This window comes from Pandoraea pnomenusa (assembly GCF_040391475.1).
Classification (GTDB): domain Bacteria; phylum Pseudomonadota; class Gammaproteobacteria; order Burkholderiales; family Burkholderiaceae; genus Pandoraea; species Pandoraea pnomenusa_C.
The window spans coordinates 171836-187489 of record NZ_JBEBXS010000003.1 but is presented as its reverse complement, the minus strand read 5'-3'; the positions used below and the strand labels follow the sequence as shown (position 1 = coordinate 187489).

The following is a 15654-nucleotide window of genomic DNA, read 5'->3' as shown; positions in this document are numbered from 1 at the left end:
CTGCTCCCGAGCGATCTGGAGCGGGCACCGCCGTGTGTTCGTCACAACGTTGGATTGGCATGGTTCGTTCTGCCCGACCCGCACGTGAGCGGGTACCGCTGAAAATCGGTGCTGAAGCACGACGCGCCGCCGGCACGCGCGCCGAGCAGGTGCTCGCACCTGTGACCGAAGTGCCCGACGACCTCGTCGAGCTGGGCTACATCGGCGACGCCTATGGAATTCGCGGCTGGATCAAGGTGCAGCCGCACACGGGCGAGGGCGAAAGCCTCTTGTCCGCAGATCGTTGGTACTTGTGCCGCCCCGGCAATTCCGATTTCAGCAAGGCTGAAGTCATGTACAGCCGGGCGCATTCCGGAACTGTCGTCGCGCAACTGCGCGGCAGCGACAACCGGACGGCCGCGGAAGCCCTCAAGGGACTTCAGGTCTGGGTGCCGCGCAGTGCGTTCCCGACTGCGGGAGACGATGAGTTTTACTGGGTCGACCTGATCGGCGCCCAGGTTACGAATTTGCAGGACGAAGTGCTTGGCAAGGTAGTCGGGTTGCTCGATAACGGCGTGCACACGGTGTTGCGCGTCGCCTACGAGGTGCCGGCCGCCGACGACAAGCCGGCGAAGACCGCCGAGCGTCTGATCCCGTTCGTTGGCCAATATGTGCAGACCGTCGATACCGACGCGGGGCGCATCGTGGTCGACTGGGGCCTGGACTATTGAGATACCGATTGACCGCCCGGTCGTTGTTTTGCCCGGGCACCTCTGAACGGAACCGGTCTGATGCAGTTTGACGTCGTCACGCTCTTTCCCGAGATGTTTCGGGCACTGACCGACTGGGGCGTCACCAGCCGGGCGCTCAAGCAGTCGCGCTACGGTCTGCGGTTTTGGAATCCGCGTGATTTCACGCATAACAATTACCGCACGATCGACGATCGGCCCTACGGCGGTGGTCCGGGCATGGTGATGCTCGCCAAGCCGCTGGACGACGCGATCGCAGCCGCCAAAGCCGCGCAAGCGGAAGCGGGTGTGCCTCGTGGTCGGGTGTTGCTGATGTCGCCGCAAGGCAAGCCGCTGACGCATCGCCGCGTTGTGGAGTTGCGCGAGCAGGAGCAGGGTCTGATTCTGCTTTGCGGTCGCTACGAAGCCATCGATCAGCGCCTGATCGATCGTGTGGTGGATGAGGAAGTCAGCGTTGGCGATTTCGTGTTGTCGGGCGGTGAGTTGCCCGCCATGGCGCTGATGGATTCGGTGATCCGGTTGCTGCCGGGCGCGTTGAATGACGAGCAGTCGGCGCAGCAGGATAGCTTCGTCAACGGACTGCTGGATTGTCCGCACTACACGCGGCCGGAAGAATACGAAGGCGTGCGCGTGCCCGATGTGCTGTTGGGCGGGCATCACGCCGAGATTGAAAAATGGCGGCGCCGTGAGGCGTTGACCAATACTTGGCGCAAGCGCCCCGATCTGATCGAGACTGCGCGCGCCAGCGGATTGCTCAGTCGTGCCGACGAGGCATGGCTGGCAAGCCTGCGAGCCGATACGTCCAACGTACCGGCCAAGTAGGCAGCGGGTGTCGTCATGGGGACGGCACTCGGTTTGAACCCATCCTCTGTCGGGGCCGGCTCGCCGGTATATAACGCCGATACGATGGCACAAGGAGTGGTAAATGAATCTGATCGCCAAGATCGAGCAGGAAGAAATCGCGCGTCTGACCGCGAACAAGACGATCCCCGAATTCGCCCCGGGCGACACCGTGATCGTCAACGTGAACGTGGTTGAAGGTAACCGCAAGCGCGTTCAGGCTTACGAAGGCGTCGTGATCGCCAAGCGTAACCGTGGCCTGAACTCGGGCTTCATCGTTCGCAAGATTTCGTCGGGTGAAGGCGTTGAGCGTACGTTCCAGACGTACTCGCCGCTGATCGCCAGCATCGAAGTCAAGCGTCGCGGTGACGTTCGTCGCGCCAAGCTGTACTACCTGCGCGAGCGTTCGGGCAAGTCGGCACGTATCAAGGAAAAGCTCACGTTCAAGAGCAAGCCTGCTGCTGCCGAGTAAGTCGGACGCCGCTACGCCTGGCGACCTCGTGGCCGGGCGCAGCCAAAGCCGCATGGAAAAAGCACCCTCCGGGGTGCTTTTTTTGTTTGCGCGCTCCGCTGTTGGTCACGACGCACGCCGTTGCGGCGGTGCGTCATCGCAATCGAATGCGTTGAATTGCCGGGGAATTGCCATTTTCTTCGCGTGCACGCATTTTTCGCTTCCTCGTTAAAATAGCAAAGTTGTCCATCGTTCAAAGGTCTACGTGGCGCCACCCCTCATCCTGCATCCTGAAGCCTTACCCATCGTCTCGACGGGCGAGGGCGAGCCGGTGCCGGCGGAGCGGTTGACTCCCAAAGCGTTACGAGACCGTCTCGCAAGCCCGCCGATCTGGACGCCGGAAACCGGCACCATCGAGCTCGTTGCGCCACCGGTATTTACGCCACGCGCCGCTGCGGTACTCGTGCCGCTGGTCATGCGCCCGCACGGCACGACCGTGTTGCTGACCCGACGCACGCAACACCTCAGCACGCATGCCGGGCAGGTGAGTTTTCCTGGGGGCAGCCGCGAGCCCGACGATCCGACGTTGATCGCCACGGCTTTGCGTGAGTCGCGCGAAGAGATCGGCCTCGATTCGGGAGCGGTGGAAGTGATTGGGCGCCTGCCGGACTATGTCACGGGGACCGGCTTTCGCGTCGCACCGGTCGTCGGGTTGGTGACGCCGCCGTTCGACCTCGTGGCCGATGTTGGCGAGGTCGACGAAATCTTCGAGGTGCCGCTCGACTTCCTCATGAATCCGGCGCATCACCAGATACGCGTGTTCAATTATCAGGTGGGGGAACGTCGGTTCTACGCCATGCCTTATCCGCGGCCGACCGGCGGCGAGTACTTCATCTGGGGCGCGACGGCCGGCATGTTGCGCAACTTCTACCAACTCTTGCGGGCCTGACGCGAAGCATGGAGCGTTCGCGCGAAATGTCAGCCTGAAGGCTGCGAGAGGTGCGTCGCGCAGGCGCTTGGGACGGGCATTTGCGCGAAGCTGTGCTATCGTTACATCATTCCGTCCGGTGATCTGATCGCACGCATGACATTCTTTTCGGTACTCCTCGCGCTGATCCTAGAGCAGGTGCGTGCCCTCTCCACGCAAAACCCGATCTACAACCTGATTCGCTCCCACGCGACGCACACCTCGCAGACGTTTGACGCCGGCCAGCCGCGTCATGGCGTGCTGGCGTGGCTGGTTGTTGTGCTGCCGTTCGTGCTGGCGGTCGGCGTGATCTATTACCTGCTCATGCGGGTGAACATTTTCCTGGGCTTTGCATGGAACGTGCTCATCGTTTATCTGACGATGGGTTTTCGTCAGTTCAGCCACTACTTCACCGACATTCACGTCGCGTTGAATAACGACAACGTCAACGAAGCTCGTGAGATCTTGCGTCAGTGGATCGGCATCGACACCGTGGACATGCCGGTCGATGAGATCGTGCGCCACACGTTGTTGCACGCTGTGATCGCTTCGCATCGCCACGTCTTCGGCGTGTTCTTCTGGTTCCTGATGCCGGTGGGGCCGGCGGGCGCAGTGCTTTACCGTCTGGCCGAGTATCTGTCGCGTCGCTGGACGGAGGCGGCCCCGGATCGCAGCCCGGGGTTTGGCTCGTTTGCACGCAAGGCCTTCCATATCATCGACTGGGTGCCAGCGCGATTGACGGCCATCGGATTCGCCATCGTGGGTAACTTCGAGGACGCGATTTACGCGTGGCGTCACTACGCCAAGCAGTGGCCGAACGAGAATGAAGGCATCTTGTTGGCCGCCGGCAGCGGTGCGCTGGGGGCACGCCTGACGGGGCCGCTGGCGGAAGTGTCGAGCGTCGACGCGCTGAATCAGGGCGACGACGCCGTGCTGCCGGTCGGCAGCGAATGCACCCCGCGTACGCTTCAGGCCGCCGTCGGTCTGGTGTGGCGTGCGGTGTTGCTGTGGATGCTGCTCTTGCTGCTGCTGACTCTCGCCGTCTGGCTCGGCTGATTCGGTCATGCAAATAAAAAACCCCGCTTTTGCGGGGTTTTTTGTTTCAGCGGCGACAGTCTCTGCGATTCGGCTGTCGCAAATACACGGCGTCAATACGGAATCTGCTGCTCCGATTCGTGGACCAGTTGGGCATAGAGTGCATGACGCTGTGCAGATATCCGCCCGTCGGCGACGGCTTCGAGAATGGCGCAGCCCGGCTCCTTCAGATGATGGCAGTTGTAGAACCGGCATCCCGTGAGCAAGGGGCGGAACTCGGGGAATCCGCGTTCCAGCGCGCCTTCCTTGAGGTGGTGCAGGCCAAACTCCTGAAAGCCGGGCGAGTCGATGAGCAGTCCGCCTTCTGGCAGATGGAAGATTCGCGTGAAGGTCGTCGTGTGCTTGCCCGAATTGAGCACTGTGGAAATCTCGCGCGTGGCGGCGTCGGCGTTGGGCACAACGAGATTGACCAGGCTCGACTTCCCCATGCCCGACTGTCCCAGCAGGAGCGAAGCCTGATGGGCCAGACGCGGCAGCAACAACGCCTTCGCCGCCTCAGGATCGGCTCTCACGGAAAGTTCGAGCACGTCGTACCCGAGCGCGCGATAGGGGGCCAGTCGCTCACGAGCGGCCGGTAGCGCGCCAATCACGTCGGTCTTGTTGAGCACGATCAGCGGGCGCAACTCGTTCGCTTCGGCCGCGACCAGGGCGCGACCGAGCAAGTCTTCGCTGAAGTACGGCTCCGTCGCCAGCATGATGACCAACTGGTCGATGTTGGCCGCGAACAGCTTGCTTTTGAATTGATCCGAACGATAGAGCAAATTGCGGCGCGGCAAAATCTCTTCGATCACGCCCTGATCGCCTGTGCGCGCCCATGCGACTTCGTCGCCCACGGCGATTTCGCTCTTCTTGCCGCGCGGAAAGCACAGCACCGTTTCGCCGTCGTCGGCTTCCACGACATAGTGGCGGCCGTGAGCTGCCGTCACGCGACCGAGTCGTCGCTCCTGCGCGGTCGTCTCGACCGGCGAGGCCTTCCCCTTGAAACCGCGCTTCATGCGTGCCCCAGCAGTCGGTCGATGCGTTGCGACGCGGGCGGATGGGAATAGTAGAACGCGGTATAGACGGGGTCGGGCGTGAGCGTCGATGCGTTGTCCTGATACAGCTTCACGAGGGCGTTCACGAGGTCGCTGGCCTGCGTCTGGCTGGCCGCGAAAGCGTCGGCCTCGAATTCGTGTTTGCGCGAGGTGAGGCTGCTCAGCGGGCTGGCGAAGAAGCCGAACACCGGCAGTACGAGGAAGAACAGGACCAGCGCCAGCGCATTGTTGCTGCCGGTCATCGACGGCATGACGCCCAGATCGGTGTAGAACCACACGCGGCCGCTGAGCCAGCCGAGCAGGGCGAGGAACACCAGCGACAGGGCGAATGCCACGATCAGGCGCTTGGTAATGTGCCGACGCTTGAAGTGCCCCAGCTCATGGGCCAGCACTGCCTCGATTTCCGCCGGCGACAGACGCTCGATCAGCGTATCGAAGAACACGATGCGCTTGGCGCGGCCGAACCCGCTGAAATAGGCGTTGCCGTGCGCCGAGCGCTTGGAGCCGTCCATCACGAACAGGCCGCGTGCGGCGAATCCGCAGCGCTGCATCAGGCCTTCGATGCGCTGCGCGAGCGACGCGTCGGCGAGCGGCTCGAACTTGTTGAACATCGGCGCGATGACGTGCGGGAAGATGAATTGCACGAAAAGATTGAAGGCCACCCAAACGACCCAGGTGTACAGCCACCACAGCGGGCCGGCACGATCCATGAGCCACAACACGACGAACAGCAGCGGCAAGCCGAGCGCGATGCCCACTGCGGTGCCCTTGATCATGTCCGCGATGAACAGGCCCAGCGACATGCGGTTGAAGCCGAAGCGCTGTTCGATGACGAATTGCCGCACGTAAGTGAAAGGCAGGTCGACGATGCCGGAGATCAGCAGGACGGCGGCGATCAGCGCGATCTGGCCGACATAGCCCTCGCCGAGCCACTCCGAAATGCCGAGGTGCAGGAAACTCAACCCGCCCAGCAGCGTAAAGGCCACGAGCAGCACTGCCTGCGCGAAGATCTCGGCCATGCCCAGACGCGTGCGCGCGACCGTGTAGTCAGCGGCGCGTTGGTGGTCGGTCAGCGTGATCGTGTCGGCGAACCGCTCGGGAACGGCGGCTCGATGGGCAACGACGTGCCGGATCTGACGGGCCGCCAGCCAGAGCTTGGTCATGACCATCGCCAGCAGGAAGATCACGAAGAGATAAGTGAACATGCGCTTGGTAGGAATCTGAAGTATGCGAGAATTATAAGTTCTTTCGACCGGTCAGGCGCCTAGCCTGGTCGCCCACCGATGCGTTTTCCAGAGTGTTCCGATCATGTCCGTCATTCCATCCCAAAATCCCACCCCCGCTGACGCCCAACCGACGCTCGCGCGCGCCGAATTCAATTTGGTCTGGCTGGACATGGAAATGACCGGTCTGCAGCCGGACAGCGACCGGATCATCGAAGTGGCCGTCGTCGTGACCGACTCGGCCCTCACGCGTCGTATCGAAGGCCCGGTGTTCGCGATCCACCAGTCCGACGCCGTGCTCGACGGCATGGACGACTGGAACAAGTCGACGCATGGCCGCTCGGGCCTGATCGACCGCGTGAAGGCATCGAGTGTCGATGAGGCGTCGGCCGAGGCGCAACTGATCGAATTCCTGTCGCAATACGTGCCACCCAACAAGTCGCCGATGTGCGGCAATTCGATCTGCCAGGATCGCCGCTTCATGGCGCGTTACATGCCCAAGCTCGAAGCGTTCTTCCACTACCGGAATCTGGACGTCAGCACGCTCAAGGAGTTGTGCCGCCGCTGGGAACCGACCGTCTACAAGGGCTTCACGAAACGCGCCGCCCATACGGCGCTGGCCGATATCCACGAGTCGATCGACGAACTGGTCTACTACCGCGAGCACTTCCTGAAGACGGAAGTCCCGGGCGCCAACGGTGCGCCGACCGCCACACCGGTCTGACGCGTCACTCGTGTTCCAAAGCAAACGCCAGCGAATTCGCTGGCGTTTTTCTTATGGCGCTTCCGGTGAGCCGGGACCGCTCGGTCAAGCCGGCTTCGGTGCCCGGATCGCGCTCTTCGGGCGGAAGGCCTTGCACACGGCGTCGTCGGTCTCGATGTACGGGCCGCCGATCAGATCGATGCAATACGGCACGGCAGCGAAAATGCCGGGCACGACGGACTTGCCGTCCGCGTCGCGCAGCCCTTCGAGCGTTTCCTTGATCGACTTGGGTTGGCCGGGCAGGTTGATGATGAGGGCCGCGTGGTCTGCCGTCTCACGGATCACCGCGACCTGTCGGGACAGAATCGCCGTCGGCACGAAACGCAGGCTGATCTGGCGCATCTGCTCGCCGAAACCGGGCATCTCCTTCGTTCCCGCGCGAAGCGTGGCTTCGGGGGTGACGTCGCGTCGGGCCGGGCCGGTGCCGCCGGTCGTGAGCACCAGATCGCACTGCATCGTGTCGACCAGTTCGACCAGGGTGGCGGTGATGCCTTCGGCGTCGTCCGGGATCAGGCGGGCCTCGGTCACCCACGGCGACGTGAGCGCGCTGCCAAGCCACGCCTGAAGGGCCGGAATGCCCTGGTCTTCATACGTGCCCTGGCTCGCCCGATCGCTGATCGAGACGAGGCCTACGCGAAGCTCGTCCGGATGGGAACGGGCGACCATCAGTAATCTTCCTCGCGGGTTGGGAATTCCGGCAGATCGGTCTCGGGCTCTTCCGAAGACTCGGCGCTGACAGAGCCGGTGCCGAGCAGGTCCTTGAGTGCCTGGAACAGCTCGCGAAACGCCTTGGGCGGCTTTTGCGCGGCTTGCTCGCGGCGGGCGTTCCGAATGAGCGTGCGCAGTTGCTGGGCGTCGGCCGCCGGATGCTGGGCGACCAGCTCGGTAAGGGCCTCGTCCTTGGCCAACAGGCGTTCGCGCCAGCGCTCGAGCGCGTGCAGCTTGGCCGTTTCCGCCTTGGAAACGCCCTTGATCACGTCGAGCGCCTGTTGAATTGCCTGAACTTCGGACTCGTGCAGCGTGCGCATCTGCTTGCCGACGTACTGCATTTGGCGGCGACGGCCTTCGTGCGCGGTGATCTTGCGGCAGTCGCGAACGGCCTGCTCGAGGTTTTCGGGCATCGGCACGCGGGCGAGCGCGTCCTTGGCCAGGTTGACCAGTTCTTCGCCCAGATCCTGCAAGGCGTGCGACTCGCGCTTGCGCTGGGATTTGCTCGGGCCTTCGTCGGAAAGCTCGCTGTGGGCGATACGGTTAAAGCGTTGAATGTGCGTCATAGCCGCTATTGTAACGCGGCGCGCGACGTCCAAATAGTTGTCGGGCCTACGCACGATGGCGTGGAAGTCGCGCTAAGATGGCGGTTCCTATTCAGCTACCGACCGAATCGCGCCGATGTCCCAAGCGACCCAGCACTTCACGCATACCCAGGATCAACTCAAGGAAATCATCAGCGACGTATTGGCATACGCGCGTTCGCTCGGCGCCACCGACGCGGCAGCCGAGATCTCCGAGGGCGACGGGCTCTCGGTTTCGGTGCGACGCGGCAAGGTCGAGACCATCGAGCGCAACCGCGACAAGCTGGTTGGCGTCACCGTCTTTATCGGCCAGCGTCGCGGCAACGCCAGCACGTCGGATTTCTCGCGCAAGGCGTTGCACGACACGGTCGATGCCGCCTACAACATTGCGCGCTTCACGGCCGAAGACGACTGCGCCGGACTGGCGGAGTCCGAATTGCTGGAAATGCATCCGCAGGATCTGTCGCTCTTCCACCCGTGGGAGATTACGGCCGACGAGGCAGTCGAGCTGGCCCGCCGCGCCGAAAAGGCAGCGCTGGACGTGAGTCCGCTGATCCGCAACTCCGAAGGCGCCGGCGTTTCCGCCCAGCACTCGCAGTTCATGCTGGGCACGACCCGCGGTTTCCTTTCGGGCTATCCGTACTCGCGTCACTACCTGTCGGTCTCGCCGATCGCCGGTTCCGGCAGCCATATGCAGCGCGACGACTGGTATTCGTCCAAGCGTGCCTCCGGGGATCTGGCCTCGCCGGAAGCCATCGGCCGTTATGCGGCCGAGCGCGCTCTGGCCCGCCTGAACGCCCGCAAGTTGTCCACCCGAAAATGCGCGGTGCTGTTCGAGGCACCGCTGGCTGCGGGCCTGCTCGGGGCGTTCGTGCAGGGTGTCAGCGGCGGGGCCCTTTACCGCAAGGCCACTTTCCTGGTCGACACGCTGGGCAAGCCGGTGTTTGCCGACCACGTGAATATCCACGAAGACCCGCACGTGCCGCGCGCCATGGGCAGCGCGCCCTATGACGAAGAAGGCGTGAAGACGCGCTCGCGCGATGTGGTGCGCGACGGCGTCGTGCAAGGCTACTTCCTCTCGACCTACTCGGCCCGCAAGCTGGGCATGCAGACGACCGGTAACGCCGGTGGCTCGCACAATCTGCGCATGTACAGCAAGCTCACGGCGCCGACCGACGACTTCCGCGCCATGCTGCGCAAGCTCGGCACCGGTCTGCTGGTAACCGAGTTGATGGGGCAGGGCGTGAACTACGTGACGGGCGACTATTCACGCGGCGCTTCGGGTTTCTGGGTGGAAAACGGCGAGATTCAGTACCCCGTCGAGGAAATCACGCTGGCGGGCAACCTGAACGACATGTTCCGCCAGATCGTGGCCATTGGCGCCGACACGCTCGTGCGCGGGACCAAGGAGGTCGGGTCAATCCTGATTGAACAAATGACCATTGCCGGTCATTGATGCTGCAAAAATCGGTTATGGCGCCATAAACGCGTTGCATTTATGCGCCATAACGGGGCAAAACCCCATTTGCCGTGTCCGTTGCCAGCAGTTTGCGTTATGCTTAGGAGTTTTCTTAAGCTAAGGCTTAAGAATGGATACGGTGGTTAGGGTAATGGGCGCGCTCATAAGGCGCGCCTTCTCATAACTAGAGACTAGGTATTGGAGGAAGAGGACTCATGAAAAGCACCATGACCAAGTTGCTGAGCGCGCTTGTCGCTACGGGGATGGTGGCTGCGGCCCACGCAGCCGATCTGAAGATCGGCGTGGCCGAGGCTCTGTCGGGCGGTGCTGCGCAGTATGGCGCGGCCATCAAGAACGGTTTCCAGCTCGCCGCTGACGAAATCAACGCCGCCGGCGGCATCAACGGCAACAAGCTCGTACTGCAAGTCGAAGACGAGCAGGGCAAGAAGGAAGAGGCGATCAACGTCTTCAAGAAGCTGATCTTCCAGGACAAGGTGCTCATGGTGTTCGGCCCGACGCTGTCGAACTCGGCGCAGGCCGCCGATCCGATCGCGCAAGCCGGCAAGACGGTGGCGTTCGGTACCTCGAATACGGCTGACGGCATCACGTCGATCGGCGACTACATTTTCCGTAACTCGGTGACCGAAGCCGACGTGCTGCCGGAGACCATCAAGGTCGCGGCCAAGCACACCGGTATCAAGAAGGTCGCCGTGCTCTATGGTAACGACGACGTCTTTACCAAGAGCGGTTACGACAACTTCAAGAAGGCGCTCGAAGACCTGAAGATCCCGGTCACCACGACCGAGACGTTCGCCAAGGGCGACGTGGACTTCAAGGCACAGCTCACGAAGATCAAGGCGAGCAATCCGGACGCCATCGTGCTGTCGGCGCTGATCGCCGAAGGCGCGCCGATCATGGTGCAGGCCCGTCAACTGGGTATCAACGTGCCGTTCATCGGCGGCAACGGCATGAACTCGGTCAAGGTGTTCGACCTGGCCAAGGGCAGCTCGGACGGTCTGTGGGTGGGTAGCCCGTGGTCGATCGAGAACAACACCCCGGCCAACACCAAGTTCATTGGCGCCTACAAGGCCAAGTACAACGTGGCGCCGGACCAGTTCGCTGCGCAGGCGTACGACGCGATGTACATCGCTGCCGGCGCGATCAAGAACGTGAAGATCTCGGGCAACCTCGAAGCTGACCGCAAGGCCCTGCGCGATGCGCTGCCGAAGGTCACGCATGACGGCGCGACGGGCAAGTTCGCGTTCCGTCAGGCGACGGGCAAGAACGGCAAGCCGGCTGGCTACGATGCGCAACAGGCGCCGATCGTCAGCGTGACGAAGGGCGGCAAGTACGTCATCGAGAAGTAAGCAGCCCGGCAGTACTTGAAGAAGTCCGCATGGGCGTAGGGCCGAAAGGCGCTACGCCCATCGGCGTTTCTGGCGCACGCCGCACCCCCGCGCGGTGCGCGCCTCCGTCCCTCAGGCTGGAATACACACCATGCTGGAACAGCAACTCGTCAACGCGCTCTCCCTCGGGTGCGTGTACGCCTTGTTCGCGCTCGGGTTCACACTCGTGTTCGGCATCCTCGGCGTTATCAATCTCTCGCACGGCGCGGTCTTCATGGTCGGTGCTTACGCCGCGCTGCAGGCCGTCGTTCGCCTGCACCTGCCGTTGTGGGCGGCCATCGTCACGGCGGTGATCGTCGCGGGTTCGCTCGGGCTGCTCATCGACGTGCTCGTGCTCAAACCCTTGCGCAAACGCGGTGCGCCTCACCTGATTCCGATGATCGCCACCATCGGTGTGGGCATTCTGCTCAACAACGGTGTGCAGGGCATCTTCGGTGCGGAGAACCTGCGCTTCCCGTACGACGTCGTCTCGCAGGACACCATCACGGTGGCCGGCGTGCACATGACCGTGCTGGAACTCGCGATCATCTTCGTCTCGTTCGCGTTGATGGCGGTGCTCATCACCACGATCAAGAGAACGCAACTGGGCCGCGCGCTGCGTGCCATTGCCGAATCGCCGAAGGCAGCCTATCTGCTCGGAATCAACGTCGAGGGGCTGTTCCTCGCGACGTCGTTCGCCGCGGCGGGGCTGGGCGGCATGGCCGGTGTGCTGATCGGGCTGTATTCCAACGCCGTGTTCCCGCTCATGGGGCAGCCGATGCTGCACAAGGGGATCGCGGTGATCATTCTGGGCGGCATGGGCGACATTCGCGGTGCGATGATCGGTGGCCTGTTCCTGGGCTTCGCCGAAGTCATGTCGGTCGCGTATATCGGTTCGAACATGCGCGACGCGGTAGCGTTCGGCCTGCTGTTCCTGATCCTGCTGGTGCGTCCGCAGGGGTTGTTCGGCAAAGTGCTCGAACGCAAAGCGTAATCACGGGGGCGCAATGGACTGGTTCAATAATTTCTGGGCGGTTTACAGCAACCTGGTGCTGACTCTTGGCACCAACGCGCTGCTGGCCCTGTCGATTTACCTCACGCTCTCGTGCGGCATGCTGGCGATGGCCAATGCCGCGTTCATGGGCATCGGGGCGTACACCGCCGCGCTGCTCACCATGAACTACGAGACACCGTTTGCCATTTCGCTTGCGGGCGGCATGGCGGCGCCGGCGCTCGTCGCGTTCATCATCGGCAAGCCGACGCTGCGTCTGTCGGGCGTGTACCTTGCGATGGCTACGCTTGGCTTCGGCGAAGTCGTGCGTGTGCTGATCCTCAACACCGAGGACCTGACCGGGGGTGCGCTGGGCCTGAACGGCATTCCGCAACTCACCCAGTGGTGGCATGTGGCCGGTGCGGTCGTGATCGCGCTGCTGGTGCTGTGGCGTTTGCGCCGCTCGAAGGTGGGTCGCGCCTTCGAAGCCATCAAGGAAGACGAGACGGCGGCGGGCCTCATGGGCATCAACGTCACCGGCTACAAGATGCTCGCCTTCGTGCTGGGCGCCGTGCTTGCCGGTCTGGCGGGCGCGCTCAATGCGCATCTGACGTTTTTCATCGGGCCGAACGAATTCGGCTTCGACCGGGGCGTCGAGATTCTGACGATGGCCATTCTCGGCGGCATCAACGGCCTCGTGGGGCCGGTGCTCGGTAGCACCATCCTTACGCTGTTGCCGGAGTTGCTGCGTGCGTTCAACGACTTCCGTCTTGTGGTCAACGGCCTGATCCTGGTGCTGATCGTGCTGTTCCTGCCCAAGGGCATCTGGGACCCGATGCGTTTTCGTCGTTGGTTCGGTGCCGGCAAGACGCGTTCGGCCTCTTCCACGTAAGCGGACGGGGGACACGACATGCTAAAGCTTTCCAACATTTCCAAGAGTTTCGGCGGTCTTCACGTGCTGCAGGACGTGAACATCGAAGTGCCGCAAGGCACCATCTTCGGCCTGATCGGCCCGAACGGTGCCGGCAAGACGACCGTCTTCAACCTGATCACCGGGCTGCTGCAGCCTACGGGTGGCAGCATCACCTTCGATGGCGAGAGCCTCGTGGGACAGAAGCCGCACCGGATCACGCAGCGCGGCATTGCCCGGACGTTCCAGAACATCCGCATCTTCAAGGAGATGACGCTGATCGAGAACGTCGTGGTGGGCATGCATCGCCACCTCTCCTATGGTCCGGCGGGGCTGCTGCTGTCGCTGCCCGGGTTCCGCGACATGGAGAAGCGCTCGCGTGAGCGCGCGCACGAGCTGCTCTCGTGGGTGAAGCTCGACCACAAGGCGTACGACATTGCGGACAACCTGTCGTACGGCGACCAGCGCAAGCTCGAGCTGGCGCGTGCGTTGGCGACCGAGCCCAAGCTGTTGTTGCTCGACGAGCCCGTGGCCGGCATGAACACGGGTGAAAAGGTCGATCTCATGAGCGAGATCGAGAACATCAAGGCGCGTGGCTACACGATCTTCATGATCGAGCACGACATGCGTTTCGTGATGGGCCTGTGCGAGCGGATCGCGGTGCTGAACTTCGGTCGCATCATTGCCGAGGGCAAGCCCGACGAGATCAAGAACAACCCGCAGGTCATCGAAGCCTATCTCGGACGCGATGACGACGACGATGTGGCTGCGTTGGCGGCTGGCGCGGAGGACAAGGCATGAGCGCGCTGCTCGAAGTGAAGGGCCTGAAGGTGGCCTATGGGCATATCGAGGCTGTCAAAGGCGTCGATTTTGCGTTGCGCGAGCACGAGATCACCTCGCTCGTGGGCGCCAACGGTGCGGGCAAGTCGACCACGCTGCTGGCGTTGTCGGGCCTGATCAAGAAGCAGGCGGGTACGATCCTGTTCGAAGGTGAGGACATTGGCGGGCTGGCACCGAACAAGATCGTGCAGCGCGGTCTGGTGCAGGTCGCCGAAGGCCGCGCCACGCTCACGACGATGTCCGTGCGCGAGAACCTGGAGCTGGGGGCCTACACGCGTCGCGACAAGCAGAACGTGAAGCCCGATCTGGACAAGGTGCTTGAGCGCTTCCCGCGGCTGGCGGAGCGGATCGACCAGATGGCGGGCAACCTGTCGGGCGGCGAGCAGCAGATGCTGGCGATTGGTCGTGCGTTGATGGCGCGTCCGCGTTTGCTGTTGCTCGACGAGCCTTCGATGGGGCTGGCGCCGATTATCGTGCAGGGCATCTTCAATACGCTCAAGGAAATCAACGCCGACGGCCTGACGATCTTCCTCGTGGAGCAGAACGTGCGGCAGGCGCTGAAGATCGCACAGCACGGCTACGTGCTGGAGACCGGCAAGGTCGTGCTCGACGACACGGGGCGCAACCTGTTGGGCAATCCGCGGGTGTTGGAGGCGTATTTGGGCGGTTGATGGCCGCTTGAAGCCTCGTTGCCATGGGCTTGCCCGCAGGCGAAAGTCTGAATGATCGGTAGCACTGCGCGCCGCCCGCTCATGCATGAGCGGGCGGCGCGTTTTGCATTTGCCGACGTTCATATCGCTACGAAGAACTCAACATGATCGACAGCTGTCGGTTAAATAAGGTCTCGGGAATTCTGGTGAAGTATCCGGCGGCCATGGCGGCTTCGATAAGTTGCGCACGGTTGCACGCTTGAAATCGGTGTCGGAGCGTGTCGATGTGAGCTTCGACCGTCCTGGGCGAGAGCGAGAGGACTTTGGCGATTCGCTTCGCACTCCAACCGCGTACGGTAAAGAAGAGAACTTCTCCCATGCGACTCGAAAGTTCCGGCTCTGGGGTGTCGGCGACATCAAGCAAGAAACTTGTTTGGCGGCCATTGGGGGTATGCGTGCCCCCGTCATCAAGTTGACTCAGGAGCGTCCCGAGTATTTGGAAATCGGAGAATTGCGAGAGCTCCTCGCCGTGGAAAATCGTGCCGACGATCTCGCCTGTCTCACTGACGAGAGGCATTTTGCTGAAGATGTGAGCTTGCCATTCCCCGTCCCGGTACGGATGCCAGTCGAAGATGCGTCGCACCTTGCCGCTTGCCATCACCTCCCGATCCTGGGCTTGGAAGTCGGGTGCGCATTCCACGGTCTTTCCCGGCATATCGAAATCAGTTCGACCTACGACGTCGACGTGTGACGCCAGACCGAGCAGTCTGCCGTATGCGTCATTGGCGTAGAGGAACGACGAGGTTTTGTCCTTGCAGCCCCAGCTTCCGGTGGCGTCATCAAATAGTCTTCGTAATCCGGACGGAAGTTCGAACTCCATGTGGTCTCCCAGGGGCGTGTGTGGGCTGTTGGCACCCGTGCGCTCCCATTGAACATGGGCAGCGCCGACATCGCACGTCCGGTGCACGTCACGATTCTCCGCCGATGCCTGTCTCCCGCTTGCTGGCTCTGGGGGGCGTCAGAATC

General features: G+C 62.6%; 17 protein-coding genes. 12 read left to right on the top strand and 5 right to left on the bottom strand.

Features of this window, described 5'->3' with window-relative positions; translation table 11 throughout:
* The first annotated feature begins 59 nt into the window (after nt 1–59).
* The 5 genes from rimM to ABWO90_RS04990 all read left to right on the top strand — a co-directional run bounded on the left by rimM (nt 60) and on the right by ABWO90_RS04990 (nt 4042).
* On the top strand, nt 60–710 hold the full coding sequence (rimM, locus tag ABWO90_RS05010; RefSeq protein ID WP_353190100.1) for a ribosome maturation factor RimM: 651 nt from the start codon (nt 60–62) through the stop codon (nt 708–710).
* Between the two features lie 60 nt (nt 711–770).
* Nucleotides 771–1550 (top strand): tRNA (guanosine(37)-N1)-methyltransferase TrmD, encoded by a 780-nt coding sequence (gene trmD / locus ABWO90_RS05005; protein WP_353190099.1) that lies wholly within the window; start codon nt 771–773, stop codon nt 1548–1550.
* 103 nt (nt 1551–1653) lie between these two features.
* Nucleotides 1654–2040, top strand: coding sequence for a 50S ribosomal protein L19 (gene rplS / locus ABWO90_RS05000; protein WP_044455193.1), 387 nt, complete (start codon nt 1654–1656; stop codon nt 2038–2040).
* Between the two features lie 244 nt (nt 2041–2284).
* On the top strand, nt 2285–2968 hold the full coding sequence (locus ABWO90_RS04995; protein WP_353190098.1) for a CoA pyrophosphatase: 684 nt from the start codon (nt 2285–2287) through the stop codon (nt 2966–2968).
* A 135-nt stretch (nt 2969–3103) separates the two neighbouring features.
* Nucleotides 3104–4042 (top strand): CobD/CbiB family protein, encoded by a 939-nt coding sequence (locus tag ABWO90_RS04990; RefSeq protein ID WP_353190097.1) that lies wholly within the window; start codon nt 3104–3106, stop codon nt 4040–4042.
* 92 nt (nt 4043–4134) lie between these two features.
* Here ABWO90_RS04990 and rsgA read toward each other — a convergent pair whose 3' ends face one another.
* Together rsgA and ABWO90_RS04980 are read right to left on the bottom strand one after the other, a co-directional pair.
* Nucleotides 4135–5076 carry a ribosome small subunit-dependent GTPase A gene (rsgA, locus tag ABWO90_RS04985; protein WP_353190096.1) on the bottom strand — a complete coding sequence of 314 codons (942 nt, stop codon included), beginning with the start codon at nt 5074–5076 and terminating at the stop codon, nt 4135–4137.
* Complete coding sequence (locus ABWO90_RS04980) at nt 5073–6320, bottom strand: M48 family metallopeptidase (RefSeq protein ID WP_353190095.1); 1248 nt, start codon at nt 6318–6320, stop codon at nt 5073–5075. The genes rsgA and ABWO90_RS04980 overlap by 4 nt, the downstream gene beginning before the upstream one ends.
* 103 nt (nt 6321–6423) lie before the next feature.
* Here ABWO90_RS04980 and orn point away from each other — a divergent pair, with 103 nt between their 5' ends.
* A complete protein-coding gene (gene orn / locus ABWO90_RS04975; protein WP_353190094.1) occupies nt 6424–7062 on the top strand; it encodes an oligoribonuclease in 639 nt (212 codons plus the stop codon).
* 84 nt (nt 7063–7146) lie between these two features.
* Here the strand turns inward: orn and mog are convergent, their stop codons facing one another.
* Nucleotides 7147–7767: a molybdopterin adenylyltransferase gene (gene mog / locus ABWO90_RS04970; protein WP_502922542.1), complete on the bottom strand. Its 621-nt coding sequence runs from the start codon at nt 7765–7767 to the stop codon at nt 7147–7149.
* The gene (gene yjgA, locus ABWO90_RS04965; protein ID WP_353190093.1) at nt 7767–8375 is read right to left on the bottom strand and encodes a ribosome biogenesis factor YjgA; all 609 of its coding nucleotides are present in this window, start codon (nt 8373–8375) and stop codon (nt 7767–7769) included. The genes mog and yjgA overlap by 1 nt, the downstream gene beginning before the upstream one ends.
* A gap of 115 nt (nt 8376–8490) precedes the next feature.
* On the opposite strand from yjgA, the gene pmbA reads away from it, so the two are divergent.
* The 6 genes from pmbA (at nt 8491) to ABWO90_RS04935 (ending at nt 14649) form a co-directional block, all read left to right on the top strand.
* Nucleotides 8491–9849, top strand: coding sequence for a metalloprotease PmbA (pmbA, locus tag ABWO90_RS04960; RefSeq protein ID WP_353190092.1), 1359 nt, complete (start codon nt 8491–8493; stop codon nt 9847–9849).
* Between the two features lie 218 nt (nt 9850–10067).
* Nucleotides 10068–11219, top strand: a complete 1152-nt coding sequence (locus ABWO90_RS04955; protein ID WP_353190091.1) for an ABC transporter substrate-binding protein — start codon at nt 10068–10070, stop codon at nt 11217–11219.
* A 130-nt stretch (nt 11220–11349) separates the two neighbouring features.
* Complete coding sequence (locus ABWO90_RS04950) at nt 11350–12231, top strand: branched-chain amino acid ABC transporter permease (protein WP_353190090.1); 882 nt, start codon at nt 11350–11352, stop codon at nt 12229–12231.
* A gap of 13 nt (nt 12232–12244) precedes the next feature.
* Nucleotides 12245–13120 (top strand): branched-chain amino acid ABC transporter permease, encoded by an 876-nt coding sequence (locus ABWO90_RS04945; RefSeq protein ID WP_353190089.1) that lies wholly within the window; start codon nt 12245–12247, stop codon nt 13118–13120.
* Nucleotides 13121–13138: 18 nt separating this feature from the next.
* Nucleotides 13139–13939 carry an ABC transporter ATP-binding protein gene (locus tag ABWO90_RS04940; protein WP_353190088.1) on the top strand — a complete coding sequence of 267 codons (801 nt, stop codon included), beginning with the start codon at nt 13139–13141 and terminating at the stop codon, nt 13937–13939.
* Entirely contained in the window at nt 13936–14649 is a 714-nt protein-coding gene (locus tag ABWO90_RS04935) for an ABC transporter ATP-binding protein (protein ID WP_353190087.1), read from the top strand. Before ABWO90_RS04940 ends, ABWO90_RS04935 begins: the two co-directional genes overlap by 4 nt.
* Nucleotides 14650–14776: 127 nt before the next feature.
* On the opposite strand, the gene ABWO90_RS04930 is transcribed toward ABWO90_RS04935, so the two are convergent.
* Nucleotides 14777–15508: a PAS domain-containing protein gene (locus ABWO90_RS04930; protein WP_353190086.1), complete on the bottom strand. Its 732-nt coding sequence runs from the start codon at nt 15506–15508 to the stop codon at nt 14777–14779.
* Nucleotides 15509–15654: the final 146 nt, after the last annotated feature.